The following is a 12301-nucleotide window of genomic DNA, read 5'->3' as shown; positions in this document are numbered from 1 at the left end:
TTCTTATTGACTTCACTATCTCAATATAGTAACTTTAACACATTAGTAATTTAGCATATGAAAGTGAAGTGTCATAGATGAATGCAGTATTAGTAGCCGTAGGTATTATGCTAGTGTTAAGCCTACTTCGAATAAATGTAGTACTATCTCTAACAATCGGAGCCATTCTCGGTGGACTTGCCGGCGGACTTCCAATTATAGAGACAATTGATGCGTTTGTCGGCGGCCTGGGTGGCGGTGCGACAATTGCCCTTAGTTATGGTTTACTTGGCGGATTTGCACTAGCTATCTCGCGTACAGGTATCCCGGAAATATTAGTCGGTGCAATTTTAAAGCTGGTACAGCGGGAGGGAGATTCTCAGAAAAAAGGGCTGGCGAAGGTATTGATCTTTTTTGTACTGCTGACATTGGCAGTTATGTCGCAAAACTTGATCCCGGTACACATTGCATTTATTCCGTTAATCGTTCCACCGATGATTAAAGTAATGAACATGCTGCAAATCGACCGTCGCTTAATTGCATGTATTTTAACGTTTGGGCTGATTACGCCATATATGTTTCTGCCATATGGCTTTGGTCTAATCTATCAGGATATCATTGTTACTCAAATGGATTTAGCGGGCCTTACAGTAGAGCTGAGTGATGTTCCTAAGGCAATGGCTATCGTAGCGTTAGGAATGGTGGTAGGGCTTGCAGCAGCGTTTATCACGTATCGCAAACCAAGAAAATATGAAATGGTAGAAATAGAAGGTACACAGCAGCTGGAAAAGGAGATTAAGCCTCGTAATATTGTTTTTGCGGCATTGGCGCTGATTGCTTCTTTAGCAGTGCAAATTCCAACTGAATCAATGATTATTGGTTCGCTTGTCGGGATTGCTATTCTATATATAACGGGTGCTTTAAAGGTGAAGGAAGCAGATGCAGTGTTGACAGAGGGGATGCGCATGATGGCATTCGTCGGCTTTGTTATGATTTCTGCTAATGGCTTTTCAGCAGTCATTAATGCAACAGGAGATGTGGAGCCGCTAGTAGCAAATGCCATGGACCTTTTTGGGGGCAGCGTTAGTATTACTGTTTTTGTAATGCTTGTCGTGGGATTGATCGTGACGATGGGGATAGGTTCTTCCTTTGCAACCATTCCAATTATTGCAGCGATTTTTGTTCCACTTGCTGTAGAGCTGGGCTTGAGTGAACTAGCGATCATTTGTTTAATAGGTACAGCAGGTGTATTGGGGGATGCCGGATCACCAGCATCAGATTCCACACTGGGACCGACTGCAGGGTTAAATGTAGATGGACAGCACAATCATATTTGGGATACTTGTGTGCCGACTTTTATTTTCTATAATATTCCGCAGATAATTTTCGGATGGTTGGCCGTAGTTTTCTTCTTATAATAATAGTAGTAGTCACCTTCAGCAATGAGGGTGGCTTATTTTAATGGAATAGTATTCTGAATATTTGATTTTACAATATTTAAGCCCTTTAGGGTTGCTTTCCCCTACACTCTCTTATATACTAGAAAACGGCTCAGAAAGAGCGAATGTATCCAAAGATATAACATTATAGTCCTGGGAAAAAGAATTTTGCTGAAATACTTGCGAACTTCTTTTTTATTGTATATAATGTTGAATGTTGGTCTTTGACTGCGATGAAGCGAGAGGTTGCCGACACACACGGCCGCTTTGCCATGGCGAGTGTGTGGGAAATTTTCGTGGAGAATGTCTAGAAAATAGGCGAGAAGGAGGGAAAATTATGGCAAAACAAAAGATTCGTATCCGTTTAAAAGCGTATGATCACCGTATCCTTGATCAATCTGCTGAGAAAATCGTGGAAACAGCTAAACGTTCAGGTGCAAGTGTGTCAGGTCCGATTCCACTTCCAACTGAGAAGTCTGTGTACACAATCTTACGTGCTGTTCACAAGTACAAAGATTCTCGTGAACAATTCGAAATGCGTACGCATAAACGTTTAATCGATATCGTTAACCCAACACCACAAACTGTTGATGCGTTAATGAAACTTGACTTACCATCTGGCGTTGATATTGAAATCAAACTTTAATGGTAAAAACAAATATAACTTTTTAAAACTTATAGGAGGTGTGACGAATGGCTAAAGGAATCTTAGGTAGAAAAATTGGCATGACTCAAGTTTTCGCTGAAAATGGCGACCTAATCCCAGTAACAGTTATTGAAGCTTCTCAAAACGTAGTACTTCAAAAGAAAACTGTTGAAACTGACGGTTACGAAGCGATTCAAGTTGGTTTCGAAGACAAGCGTGTAAAACTTGCTAACAAACCGGAACAAGGTCATGTAGCAAAAGCAAATACTGCTCCTAAGCGCTTCATTCGTGAGTTCCGCAATGTAAACGTGGAAGAGTACGAAGTTGGTCAAGAAGTCAAAGTAGAGATTTTCGCAGAAGGCGATGTAGTTGATGTAACAGGTGTTACAAAAGGTAAAGGTTTCCAAGGTGTTATTAAACGCCACGGACAATCTCGTGGTCCTATGGCCCACGGTTCTCGTTACCACCGTCGTCCTGGTTCAATGGGTCCAGTTGCTCCGAACCGCGTATTCAAACAAAAGAAATTACCTGGTCAAATGGGTGGTCATGTTGTGACAATCCAAAACCTTGAAATCGTTAAGGTTGATACAGACCGCAACTTATTACTAGTTAAAGGTAATGTTCCTGGTTCTAAAAAAGCTCTTGTTGCAGTAAAAACTGCAATCAAATCTAAATAATTCTCTGAAGAAAGGAGGACACAGGAATGACAAAGGTATCTGTACTTAGTCAAACAGGTGCTTCAGTTGGTGAAATCGAATTAAACGATGCGATCTTCGGAATCGAGCCAAATGAAGCTGTATTATTCGACGCTGTAATCGCTCAACGCGCTTCACTACGTCAAGGTAATCATAAAGTAAAAAACCGTTCTGAAGTTGCTGGTGGTGGTCGTAAGCCATGGCGTCAAAAAGGAACTGGTCGTGCACGTCAAGGTTCGATCCGCTCTCCACAATGGCGCGGTGGTGGTGTCGTATTCGGTCCAACTCCACGTAGCTATTCTTACAAATTACCGAAGAAAGTTCGTCGCTTAGCTCTTAAATCAGCTTTATCAGCAAAAGTTGTAGAACAAAACTTCGTAGTTCTTGATGCATTAACTCTAGATGCACCAAAAACAAAAGATTTCGCTGCTATTTTAAAAGCATTAGAAATCAACAAAAAAGCTCTTTTCGTAACAGCTGAGCTTAACGAAAACGCAGCTTTATCTGCACGTAACATCCCTGGTGTTACTGTTCTAACTGCAAACGGAATCAACGTTCTTGATCTTTTAGGTCACGATAAAGTTGTATTCACACAAGATGCAGTAAAAAAAGTTGAGGAGGTGCTTGGATAATGGAAGCACGTGATATCATCAAACGTCCGGTCATTACTGAGCGTTCTTCTGAAATTATGGCAGAGAAAAAGTATACTTTCGAAGTAGACACTCGCGCTAACAAAACACAAGTGAAGCAAGCAGTAGAAGAAATCTTTGGTGTTCAAGTTGAGAAAGTAAACATCATGAACTACAAAGGTAAATTCAAACGCGTTGGTAAATTCGGTGGTTTCACTAACAAACGCCGTAAAGCAATCGTGAAATTAACTGCTGATTCAAAAGAAATCGAATTATTCGAAATCTAATCCGATTCGGATTTAACTTGAACAATACAAAAGGAGGGAAAACACATGGCGATTAAAAAGTATAAACCAACCTCAAATGGTCGTCGTAACATGACGTCATCTGACTTTGCGGAAATCACAACTAATAAACCTGAAAAGTCTTTATTAGAGCCAACGAAACGCAAAGCTGGTCGTAACAACCAAGGTAAAATTACTGTTCGTCATCATGGTGGTGGTCATAAGAAGCAATACCGCGTAATCGACTTCAAACGTCTTAAAGACGGCATTCCAGGACGCGTTGCTACTATCGAATATGATCCAAACCGCTCTGCGAATATCGCATTAATTAACTACGCTGACGGTGAAAAGCGTTATATCCTAGCTCCGAAAGGTCTTGAAGTAGGTCAAACGATCGTTTCTGGTCCAGAGGCTGACATCAAAGTAGGTAACGCATTACCATTAGCAAACATTCCAATGGGTACAACAATCCACAACATCGAGTTGAAACCTGGTAAAGGTGGACAATTAGTACGTTCTGCTGGTACTTCTGCTCAAGTACTTGGCCGTGAAGGTAAATACGTAATCGTTCGTCTTCAATCTGGTGAAGTTCGCCTAGTATTAGCTACTTGCCGTGCTACAATCGGTCAAGTTGGTAACGAACAGCACGAACTAATCAACATCGGTAAAGCTGGTCGTTCTCGTTGGTTAGGTAAACGCCCAACTGTTCGTGGTTCTGTAATGAACCCTAACGATCACCCACACGGTGGTGGTGAAGGACGTTCTCCAATCGGACGTAAATCTCCAATGACACCATGGGGTAAACCAGCTCTTGGTTATAAAACACGCAAAAAGAAAAATAAAACTTCTAAGTTTATTATTCGTAGTCGTAAAAAATAATGTGATTGAACTACGGTTCGTATCGAGAGCCGTGGTCGAATCACGGAGGGAGGTTCCTAAATGGGTCGCAGCTTAAAGAAAGGACCTTTTGTAGATGACCACTTAATGAAAAAAGTGGAAGCACAAGAGGCTTCTGAGAAAAAACAAGTTATCAAGACTTGGTCTCGCCGTTCAACTATCTTCCCGAACTTCATCGGTTTAACGATCGCTGTATACGATGGACGTAAACATGTTCCTGTATACGTGACAGAAGATATGGTAGGTCACAAGCTTGGTGAGTTCGCACCGACACGTGCTTATAAAGGTCACGGTGCAGATGACAAGAAAACAAGACGCTAATTTTGAGAGGAGGTAAATCCTAATGACACAAGCTAAAGCTATCGCTCGTACAGTTCGTATCGCTCCTCGTAAAGTACGTCTAGTTGTAGACTTAATCCGAGGTAAGCAGGTTGGTGAAGCAGTTGCAATTTTACGTCATACTCCAAAAGCGGCGTCTCCAGTCGTTGAAAAAGTATTAAAATCTGCAGTTGCTAACGCTGAACACAACTATGAGTTAGACATCAACAACCTAGTTGTTTCTGAAGTTTTTGTTGACGAAGGTCCAACATTAAAACGTTTCCGTCCACGTGCTCAAGGACGTGCAAGCGCAATTAACAAACGCACAAGCCACATCACTGTAGTGGTATCTGAGAAGAAGGAGGGTTAATCCGTGGGTCAAAAAGTACATCCAATAGGACTACGCGTTGGTGTTATTCGTGACTGGGAGTCAAAATGGTACGCTGAAAAAGACTATGCTGATCTTTTACACGAAGACATCAAAGTTCGTAAATATATCGAGACTTCACTGAAAGATGCATCTGTATCTAAAGTTGAAATCGAACGCGCTGCAAACCGCGTAAACATCACAATTCACACTGCGAAACCAGGTATGGTAATCGGTAAAGGCGGTACGGAAGTTGAAAACTTACGTAAATACCTTGGCGAGTTAACTGGCAAGCGTGTACACATCAACATCGTTGAAATTAAGAAAGCGGATTTAGACGCTCGTCTAGTAGCTGAAAATATCGCTCGTCAACTTGAGAACCGCGTATCATTCCGCCGTGCTCAAAAACAAGCAATCCAACGCACAATCCGCGCTGGTGCAAAAGGAATCAAAACACAAGTATCTGGTCGTTTAGGTGGCGCTGATATCGCGCGTGCTGAACACTATTCAGAAGGAACTGTTCCACTTCATACTTTACGTGCTGACATCGATTATGCACACGCTGAAGCTGACACTACTTACGGTAAGTTAGGTGTTAAAGTATGGATCTATCGTGGTGAAGTCCTTCCTACTAAGAAGAACTCTGTGGAAGGAGGCAAATAATAATGTTATTACCTAAACGCGTAAAATATCGTCGTGAACACCGTGGTAACATGCGTGGCGAAGCGAAAGGCGGTAAAGAAGTAACTTTCGGTGAGTGGGGTCTACAAGCTCAAACTGCATCTTGGATTACTAACCGTCAAATCGAATCTGCCCGTATCGCTATGACTCGTTACATGAAACGTGGCGGTAAAGTTTGGATCAAAATCTTCCCGCATAAGCCTTATACGAAAAAGCCTCTAGAAGTCCGCATGGGTTCTGGTAAAGGTTCTCCAGAAGGCTGGGTAGCAGTAGTAAAACCAGGAAAAGTAATGTTCGAAATCGCTGGCGTATCTGAAGAGGTAGCACGTGAAGCACTTCGTTTAGCATCACACAAACTTCCTGTTAAATGTAAGATCGTAAAACGTCAAGAAACTGGTGGTGAATCTAATGAAAGCTAATGAAATCCGTGACCTTGCCACTTCTGAAATTGAATTAAAAGTGAAATCACTGAAAGAAGAGCTTTTCAACCTTCGCTTCCAATTGGCGACTGGTCAATTAGAAAACACAGCTCGCATCCGCGAAGTTCGTAAAGCGATTGCGCGTATGAAAACTGTGATTCGCGAAAGAGAAATCAGTGCACAATAATACTGATAAAGGAGGTTTTCAGGCATGACTGAGCGTAACCAACGCAAAGTTTACACTGGCCGTGTTGTTTCTGACAAAATGGACAAAACTGTTACAGTTTTAGTTGAAACTTATAAGAAGCACAAATTATACGGTAAGCGTGTAAAGTACTCTAAAAAGTTCAAAGCTCATGATGAGCTAAACACAGCGAAAATCGGTGATATGGTTCGTATCATGGAAACTCGCCCGCTATCAGCTACTAAACGCTTCCGCGTAGTGGAAGTTGTAGAAAAAGCGGTTATTATCTAATAACTATTTCGGAAATTTCGTAAGTAGCCAAATTCCGAAGGGAGGTAACCTAAGTGATCCAACAAGAAAGTCGTATGAAAGTTGCTGACAACTCAGGTGCACGTGAAGTATTAACAATTAAAGTACTTGGTGGTTCTGGTCGTAAGACTGCTAACATCGGCGATATCGTCGTATGTACAGTTAAGAAAGCAACACCAGGTGGCGTTGTCAAGAAAGGTGACGTTGTTAAGGCTGTTATCGTTCGCACTAAATCTGGTGTACGCCGTAAAGACGGTACTTATATCAAATTTGACGAGAACGCTTGCGTAATCATCAAAGATGATAAGTCTCCACGCGGAACTCGTATTTTCGGACCTGTTGCACGTGAATTACGTGATAGCAACTTCATGAAGATCGTTTCTCTAGCTCCAGAAGTTCTTTAATTTCATGACAGTACCAATCAAGGAGGTGCGACACATAATGCATGTTAAAAAGGGCGACAAAGTAAAAGTAATTACTGGTAAAGATAAAGGTAAAGAGGGCGTAATCTTAGCTGCTTTCCCAAAACAAGACCGCGTTCTTGTTGAAGGTGTAAACATCGTTAAGAAACACGTTAAACCTAACCAACTTAACCCACAGGGTGGTATTGTATCTCAAGAAGCTGCAATCCACGTTTCGAACGTAATGCTAATCGATCCAAAATCTGGCGAGCCGACTCGCGTAGGTTATAAAATCGAAGACGGCAAAAAAGTTCGTGTTGCAAAAAAATCAGGTGTAGTAATCGACTAATAGCAAATAGAAGAAGGGAGGTAAAACTACATGAGCCGCCTAAAAGAAAAATATTTAAATGAAGTTTCTCCTGCTCTTATGAGCAAGTTTGAATATAAATCAGTTATGCAATTGCCAAAAGTTGAGAAAATCGTAATCAACATGGGTGTTGGTGACGCAGTTCAAAACTCTAAAGCTTTAGATGCAGCTGTAGAAGAATTAACTATTATCACTGGTCAAAAACCAGTAGTAACAAAAGCGAAAAAATCGATCGCAGGTTTCCGTCTACGTGAAGGTATGCCTATCGGTGCTAAAGTTACACTACGCGGTGAGCGTATGTATGAATTCTTGGATAAATTAATCTCAATCGCACTTCCACGTGTACGTGACTTCCGCGGTGTTTCTAAAAAAGCATTCGACGGTCGCGGTAACTACACATTAGGTGTGAAAGAACAATTGATTTTCCCTGAAATCGATTACGATAAAGTTTCGAAAGTACGCGGTATGGACATCGTGATCGTAACGACTGCGAATTCTGATGAAGAAGCTCGCGAGTTATTGACACAATTCGGTATGCCGTTCCAGAAGTAATTAAAACAAGGAGGGCGAAAACGTGGCTAAAAAATCAATGATCGTTAAACAACAACGTAAGCAAAAGTTTAAAGTACAAGAATATACACGTTGTGAACGCTGTGGCCGTCCACACTCTGTATATCGCAAATTTAAACTTTGCCGTATTTGTTTCCGTGAACTTGCATATAAGGGACAAATTCCTGGCGTTAAAAAAGCCAGCTGGTAATCCCCTAAATTTGGGAAGGAGGTAAATTTTCATGACAATGACTGATCCGATTGCAGATATGCTTACTCGCATCCGTAATGCGAACATGGTTCGTCACGAGAAATTAGAAGTTCCAGCTTCTAATGTAAAAAAAGAAATCGCTGAAATCTTAAAGCGTGAAGGTTTCGTCCGTGACGTAGAGTACGTAGAGGACAACAAGCAAGGTATCATCCGTATCTTCTTAAAATACGGTAAAGATAACGAGCGTGTTATCACTGGCTTAAAACGTATTTCTAAACCGGGTTTACGCGTATACGCAAAAACAAACGAAGTACCTAAAGTATTAAACGGTCTTGGTATCGCTTTAGTATCAACTTCACAAGGTTTATTGACTGATAAAGAAGCTCGCGCTAAACAAGTTGGCGGAGAAATCTTAGCATACGTTTGGTAATTAGCAATAAAAAGAATGGAGGTGCAACTAAATGTCTCGCGTAGGTAAAAAGATTATCGAGGTACCTGCTGGCGTTACTGTAGCTGTTGAAGCAAACAACACAGTAACTGTTAAAGGTCCTAAAGGCGAATTAACTCGTCAGTTCCACAAAGATATGAAAATCGAGCAAGAAGGCAACATCATCTCTGTTGTTCGTCCTTCTGAATCTAAAGAACACCGTACTAACCACGGTACAACACGTGCGTTACTAGCTAACATGGTAACTGGTGTATCTGAAGGCTTCACTCGCTCTCTAGAACTTATCGGTGTAGGTTACCGTGCTCAATTACAAGGCAAAAAGCTAGTATTGAACGTTGGTTACTCTCATCCAGTAGAGTTCACACCAGAAGAAGGTTTAGAGATCGAAGTTCCTTCAAATACAAAAGTAATTGTTAAAGGTATTTCTAAAGAGCGTGTAGGTGCATTAGCATCTAACATCCGTGACGTTCGTCCACCAGAGCCTTACAAAGGTAAAGGGATCCGTTACGAAGGCGAATTCGTTCGTCGTAAAGAAGGTAAAACAGGTAAATAATGCTGCATAAGCATTAGAAAGGAGTGACCTCTATGATTACGAAACAAGATAAAAATCAAGTTCGTAAGAAACGTCATGGGCGTGTTCGTTCTAAGATCTCAGGTACTGCTGAGCGTCCACGTTTAAACGTATTCCGTTCAAACAAGAACATCTATGCACAATTGATCGATGACGTAGCTGGCGTAACTTTAGTTTCTGCTAACACTCAAGAAAAAGATTTCGAGGGTGCAGGCTCAAACGTAGAAGCAGCTGCTAAAATCGGTGAAATCATCGCAAAACGCGCTGTTGAAAAAAATATTACTGCTGTGGTATTTGACCGTGGTGGTTACTTATATCATGGACGTGTAAAAGCTTTAGCTGAAGCTGCACGTGAAAACGGCTTAGAATTTTAATAAGAAGGAGGGACATACTTCATGAGTCGCATTGACGCAAACAAATTAGAACTTGAAGAACGCGTAGTTACGATTAACCGCGTTGCTAAAGTTGTTAAAGGTGGTCGTCGCTTCCGCTTCACAGCACTTGTTGTTGTAGGAGATAAAAACGGTCATGTAGGTTTTGGTACTGGTAAAGCTCAAGAGGTTCCAGATGCAATTCGTAAGGCTGTTGAAGACGCGAAGAAAAACTTAATCGAAGTACCACGCGTGGGTGGAACTACTCCACACTTAGTGCAAGGTCGCTTCGGTGCAGGTTCAATCTTAATCAAACCTGCTGCTCCTGGTACAGGGGTAATCGCTGGTGGTCCAGTACGTGCTGTACTAGAACTTGCTGGTATTACTGATATTCTTTCAAAATCTCTAGGTTCAAACACACCAATCAACATGGTGCGTGCAACTGTAGCAGGTTTATCTGAATTGAAACGCGCAGAGGAAGTTGCAAAACTACGCGGTAAATCAGTGGAAGAATTATTAGGATAAGGGGGGAATTATAATGGCTAAATTACAAATCACCCTTACAAAATCTGTGATCGGTACTAAACCGGCACAACGTAAAACTGTTGAAGCTCTTGGCTTACGTAAAACAAACCAAACTGTGGAACATGCTGATAACGCAGCTATTCGCGGTATGTTAACAAAAGTAGCTCACTTAGTTACTGTAAAAGAAATCTAATTTCAACAACATTGAACAAGGAGGTGCCACCATAATGAAACTTCATGAGTTAAAACCAGCAGAAGGCTCACGTAAAGAGCGTAACCGTGTTGGTCGTGGTATCGGTTCTGGTAACGGTAAAACTGCAGGTAAAGGTCATAAAGGTCAAAACGCTCGTTCAGGCGGCGGCGTTCGCCCAGGATTTGAGGGGGGTCAAAACCCACTTTTCCGTCGTTTACCGAAACGCGGCTTTACGAACATCAACCGTAAAGAATACGCTATCGTTAACCTTGACGCACTTAACCGTTTCGAAGATGGTGCAGAAGTAACACCTGCATTATTATTAGAAACTGGTGTAGTAAGTAACGAGAAAGCTGGCATTAAAGTTTTAGGTAATGGAACTTTAAATGTTAAGCTTACTGTGAAAGCTCACAAGTTCTCAGCTTCAGCTAAAGAAGCAATCGAGAACGCTGGCGGAACAACTGAGGTGATCTAATGTTTCAAACGATCTCTAACTTTATGCGCGTTCGAGATATACGAAATAAAATCATCTTTACTCTTTTAATGTTAATCGTTTTTCGTATCGGGACTTTCATCCCGGTACCAAACGTTGACGCAGATGTATTAAAGGCAACTGACGAGTTCAACCTTGTCGGCTTCCTCAATACATTTGGCGGTGGTGCACTAGCAAACTTCTCGATCTTCGCGATGGGGATTATGCCGTATATCACTGCTTCAATCATCGTTCAGCTACTGCAAATGGACGTTGTACCGAAATTTGCAGAATGGGCTAAGCAAGGTGAAGTGGGCCGACGCAAACTCGCTCAATTCACTCGTTACTTTACGATTGTGCTAGCATTCATCCAATCATTTGCTATGTCATTTGGTTTTAACCAATTCTATGGCGGATCATTGATTACAGATACTAGTGTTGGATCTTATTTAACTATTGCGATTGTCTTAACTGCAGGTACATCATTCCTGCTTTGGTTAGCTGAGCAAATTACTGCACATGGTGTTGGTAACGGTATTTCTATCATTATCTTCGCTGGTATCGTCGCGGCGATTCCAAACGCAGTCAACCAAGTATACGCACAACAAATTGAAGGTGCTAAAGACCAATTATTTATTAATATTGCTATTTTGGCGCTTTTAGTGTTAGTGTTGCTAGCTATTGTTGTTGGTGTTATTTACGTACAACAAGCTTTGCGTAAAATCCCGATTCAATATGCAAAACGAGTTGCTGGTCGTGGTCAAGCGGTTGGTGGACAACAAACGCATTTACCGTTAAAAGTAAATGCTGCAGGGGTTATTCCGGTAATCTTTTCAGTAGCGTTCCTTGTAACACCACAAACACTTGCTACATTCTTTGGCCAAAATAGTGTAACAACTTGGATTACTAATAATCTGCAGTATACGCAGCCTATCGGTATGATCGTTTACATTGTTTTGATCATAGCATTCACATACTTCTATGCATTCATCCAGGTGAATCCGGAAAATGTGGCTGACAACTTGAAAAAACAAGGTGCCTACATTCCAGGGATCCGTCCTGGTAATGATACGCAAACTTATTTAACAAAAGTACTTTATCGTTTAACTTTCGTAGGTGCATTATTCCTTGTTGCCATCTCTGTTATACCGATTCTCTTTACAAACTTTATGAACCTTCCTGCATCCGTGCAGATCGGCGGTACAAGTTTGATTATCGTAGTCGGGGTAGCGCTAGAGACGATGAAACAATTGGAATCACAGCTAGTGAAACGTCACTATAAAGGCTTTATGAAATAATGCAGGTTTAGGGAAACGCTCAAGTTTCCTTAATCCAGCTGTTTAGAT

The 12301-nt window shown here is 41.4% G+C and carries 23 protein-coding genes; all 23 read left to right on the top strand.

Translation table 11 applies throughout. From position 1 onward, the window contains the following. Nucleotides 1-77: 77 nt before the first annotated feature. The 23 genes from AA0Y26_RS21820 (at nt 78) to secY (ending at nt 12253) form a co-directional block, all read left to right on the top strand. Nucleotides 78-1397: a Na+/H+ antiporter family protein gene (locus tag AA0Y26_RS21820; RefSeq protein WP_413364076.1), complete on the top strand. Its 1320-nt coding sequence runs from the start codon at nt 78-80 to the stop codon at nt 1395-1397. Nucleotides 1398-1755: 358 nt separating this feature from the next. Then, nucleotides 1756-2064 carry a 30S ribosomal protein S10 gene (rpsJ, locus tag AA0Y26_RS21815; RefSeq protein ID WP_004233624.1) on the top strand — a complete coding sequence of 103 codons (309 nt, stop codon included), beginning with the start codon at nt 1756-1758 and terminating at the stop codon, nt 2062-2064. Nucleotides 2065-2111: 47 nt separating this feature from the next. Then, nucleotides 2112-2741, top strand: coding sequence for a 50S ribosomal protein L3 (gene rplC / locus AA0Y26_RS21810; RefSeq protein ID WP_413364075.1), 630 nt, complete (start codon nt 2112-2114; stop codon nt 2739-2741). Nucleotides 2742-2767: 26 nt separating this feature from the next. Further along, nucleotides 2768-3391 (top strand): 50S ribosomal protein L4, encoded by a 624-nt coding sequence (rplD, locus tag AA0Y26_RS21805; RefSeq protein ID WP_413364074.1) that lies wholly within the window; start codon nt 2768-2770, stop codon nt 3389-3391. Beyond that, a complete protein-coding gene (gene rplW, locus AA0Y26_RS21800) occupies nt 3391-3675 on the top strand; it encodes a 50S ribosomal protein L23 (RefSeq protein ID WP_413364073.1) in 285 nt (94 codons plus the stop codon). Before rplD ends, rplW begins: the two co-directional genes overlap by 1 nt. Nucleotides 3676-3720: 45 nt before the next feature. After that, nucleotides 3721-4551, top strand: a complete 831-nt coding sequence (rplB, locus tag AA0Y26_RS21795; RefSeq protein WP_413364072.1) for a 50S ribosomal protein L2 — start codon at nt 3721-3723, stop codon at nt 4549-4551. A gap of 60 nt (nt 4552-4611) precedes the next feature. Beyond that, entirely contained in the window at nt 4612-4890 is a 279-nt protein-coding gene (gene rpsS / locus AA0Y26_RS21790; protein WP_036151954.1) for a 30S ribosomal protein S19, read from the top strand. Nucleotides 4891-4912: 22 nt separating this feature from the next. After that, a complete protein-coding gene (gene rplV, locus AA0Y26_RS21785; protein ID WP_036151952.1) occupies nt 4913-5257 on the top strand; it encodes a 50S ribosomal protein L22 in 345 nt (114 codons plus the stop codon). A gap of 3 nt (nt 5258-5260) precedes the next feature. Then, nucleotides 5261-5917, top strand: a complete 657-nt coding sequence (rpsC, locus tag AA0Y26_RS21780) for a 30S ribosomal protein S3 (RefSeq protein ID WP_413364071.1) — start codon at nt 5261-5263, stop codon at nt 5915-5917. 2 nt (nt 5918-5919) lie between these two features. Continuing rightward, nucleotides 5920-6354, top strand: a complete 435-nt coding sequence (gene rplP / locus AA0Y26_RS21775; RefSeq protein WP_004233644.1) for a 50S ribosomal protein L16 — start codon at nt 5920-5922, stop codon at nt 6352-6354. Then, on the top strand, nt 6344-6541 hold the full coding sequence (gene rpmC / locus AA0Y26_RS21770; RefSeq protein ID WP_042478642.1) for a 50S ribosomal protein L29: 198 nt from the start codon (nt 6344-6346) through the stop codon (nt 6539-6541). The genes rplP and rpmC overlap by 11 nt, the downstream gene beginning before the upstream one ends. A 24-nt stretch (nt 6542-6565) precedes the next feature. Beyond that, nucleotides 6566-6829, top strand: coding sequence for a 30S ribosomal protein S17 (rpsQ, locus tag AA0Y26_RS21765; RefSeq protein ID WP_036151945.1), 264 nt, complete (start codon nt 6566-6568; stop codon nt 6827-6829). A 53-nt stretch (nt 6830-6882) separates the two neighbouring features. Next, nucleotides 6883-7251: a 50S ribosomal protein L14 gene (gene rplN, locus AA0Y26_RS21760; protein ID WP_042478646.1), complete on the top strand. Its 369-nt coding sequence runs from the start codon at nt 6883-6885 to the stop codon at nt 7249-7251. Between the two features lie 37 nt (nt 7252-7288). Continuing rightward, complete coding sequence (gene rplX / locus AA0Y26_RS21755) at nt 7289-7597, top strand: 50S ribosomal protein L24 (RefSeq protein WP_413364070.1); 309 nt, start codon at nt 7289-7291, stop codon at nt 7595-7597. A 30-nt stretch (nt 7598-7627) separates the two neighbouring features. Continuing rightward, nucleotides 7628-8167, top strand: coding sequence for a 50S ribosomal protein L5 (gene rplE, locus AA0Y26_RS21750; RefSeq protein ID WP_413364069.1), 540 nt, complete (start codon nt 7628-7630; stop codon nt 8165-8167). A gap of 22 nt (nt 8168-8189) precedes the next feature. Beyond that, nucleotides 8190-8375 carry a type Z 30S ribosomal protein S14 gene (locus AA0Y26_RS21745; RefSeq protein ID WP_004233656.1) on the top strand — a complete coding sequence of 62 codons (186 nt, stop codon included), beginning with the start codon at nt 8190-8192 and terminating at the stop codon, nt 8373-8375. Between the two features lie 31 nt (nt 8376-8406). Further along, on the top strand, nt 8407-8805 hold the full coding sequence (rpsH, locus tag AA0Y26_RS21740; RefSeq protein ID WP_004233658.1) for a 30S ribosomal protein S8: 399 nt from the start codon (nt 8407-8409) through the stop codon (nt 8803-8805). Between the two features lie 31 nt (nt 8806-8836). After that, nucleotides 8837-9376 (top strand): 50S ribosomal protein L6, encoded by a 540-nt coding sequence (gene rplF / locus AA0Y26_RS21735; protein ID WP_413364068.1) that lies wholly within the window; start codon nt 8837-8839, stop codon nt 9374-9376. A gap of 32 nt (nt 9377-9408) precedes the next feature. Further along, on the top strand, nt 9409-9768 hold the full coding sequence (rplR, locus tag AA0Y26_RS21730; protein WP_413364067.1) for a 50S ribosomal protein L18: 360 nt from the start codon (nt 9409-9411) through the stop codon (nt 9766-9768). A gap of 21 nt (nt 9769-9789) precedes the next feature. Beyond that, nucleotides 9790-10290, top strand: coding sequence for a 30S ribosomal protein S5 (gene rpsE, locus AA0Y26_RS21725; protein WP_036151930.1), 501 nt, complete (start codon nt 9790-9792; stop codon nt 10288-10290). A 10-nt stretch (nt 10291-10300) separates the two neighbouring features. Beyond that, nucleotides 10301-10483, top strand: a complete 183-nt coding sequence (gene rpmD / locus AA0Y26_RS21720; RefSeq protein WP_413368347.1) for a 50S ribosomal protein L30 — start codon at nt 10301-10303, stop codon at nt 10481-10483. 34 nt (nt 10484-10517) lie between these two features. Continuing rightward, the gene (gene rplO / locus AA0Y26_RS21715) at nt 10518-10958 is read left to right on the top strand and encodes a 50S ribosomal protein L15 (RefSeq protein ID WP_036151926.1); all 441 of its coding nucleotides are present in this window, start codon (nt 10518-10520) and stop codon (nt 10956-10958) included. Then, nucleotides 10958-12253, top strand: a complete 1296-nt coding sequence (gene secY, locus AA0Y26_RS21710) for a preprotein translocase subunit SecY (RefSeq protein ID WP_413364066.1) — start codon at nt 10958-10960, stop codon at nt 12251-12253. The genes rplO and secY overlap by 1 nt, the downstream gene beginning before the upstream one ends. Nucleotides 12254-12301: the final 48 nt, after the last annotated feature.

This window comes from Lysinibacillus canaveralius (assembly GCF_047301505.1).
GTDB lineage: Bacteria > Bacillota > Bacilli > Bacillales_A > Planococcaceae > Lysinibacillus_B.
Note: the sequence above shows the minus strand (reverse complement) of the source record. Positions and strands in the feature narration are given on the sequence as shown.

Excerpts from the sequence above, each read along its gene's own strand:
- AA0Y26_RS21820 (WP_413364076.1), top strand. The coding sequence starts at position 78 with ATGAATGCAGTATTAGTAGCCGTAGGTATTATGCTAGTGTTAAGCCTA.
- rpsJ (WP_004233624.1), top strand. The coding sequence starts at position 1,756 with ATGGCAAAACAAAAGATTCGTATCCGTTTAAAAGCGTATGATCACCGT.
- rplC (WP_413364075.1), top strand. The coding sequence starts at position 2,112 with ATGGCTAAAGGAATCTTAGGTAGAAAAATTGGCATGACTCAAGTTTTC.
- rplD (WP_413364074.1), top strand. The coding sequence starts at position 2,768 with ATGACAAAGGTATCTGTACTTAGTCAAACAGGTGCTTCAGTTGGTGAA.
- rplW (WP_413364073.1), top strand. The coding sequence starts at position 3,391 with ATGGAAGCACGTGATATCATCAAACGTCCGGTCATTACTGAGCGTTCT.
- rplB (WP_413364072.1), top strand. The coding sequence starts at position 3,721 with ATGGCGATTAAAAAGTATAAACCAACCTCAAATGGTCGTCGTAACATG.
- rpsS (WP_036151954.1), top strand. The coding sequence starts at position 4,612 with ATGGGTCGCAGCTTAAAGAAAGGACCTTTTGTAGATGACCACTTAATG.
- rplV (WP_036151952.1), top strand. The coding sequence starts at position 4,913 with ATGACACAAGCTAAAGCTATCGCTCGTACAGTTCGTATCGCTCCTCGT.
- rplP (WP_004233644.1), top strand. The coding sequence starts at position 5,920 with ATGTTATTACCTAAACGCGTAAAATATCGTCGTGAACACCGTGGTAAC.
- rpmC (WP_042478642.1), top strand. The coding sequence starts at position 6,344 with ATGAAAGCTAATGAAATCCGTGACCTTGCCACTTCTGAAATTGAATTA.
- rpsQ (WP_036151945.1), top strand. The coding sequence starts at position 6,566 with ATGACTGAGCGTAACCAACGCAAAGTTTACACTGGCCGTGTTGTTTCT.
- rplX (WP_413364070.1), top strand. The coding sequence starts at position 7,289 with ATGCATGTTAAAAAGGGCGACAAAGTAAAAGTAATTACTGGTAAAGAT.
- rplE (WP_413364069.1), top strand. The coding sequence starts at position 7,628 with ATGAGCCGCCTAAAAGAAAAATATTTAAATGAAGTTTCTCCTGCTCTT.
- rpsH (WP_004233658.1), top strand. The coding sequence starts at position 8,407 with ATGACAATGACTGATCCGATTGCAGATATGCTTACTCGCATCCGTAAT.
- rplF (WP_413364068.1), top strand. The coding sequence starts at position 8,837 with ATGTCTCGCGTAGGTAAAAAGATTATCGAGGTACCTGCTGGCGTTACT.
- rplR (WP_413364067.1), top strand. The coding sequence starts at position 9,409 with ATGATTACGAAACAAGATAAAAATCAAGTTCGTAAGAAACGTCATGGG.
- rpsE (WP_036151930.1), top strand. The coding sequence starts at position 9,790 with ATGAGTCGCATTGACGCAAACAAATTAGAACTTGAAGAACGCGTAGTT.
- rplO (WP_036151926.1), top strand. The coding sequence starts at position 10,518 with ATGAAACTTCATGAGTTAAAACCAGCAGAAGGCTCACGTAAAGAGCGT.
- secY (WP_413364066.1), top strand. The coding sequence starts at position 10,958 with ATGTTTCAAACGATCTCTAACTTTATGCGCGTTCGAGATATACGAAAT.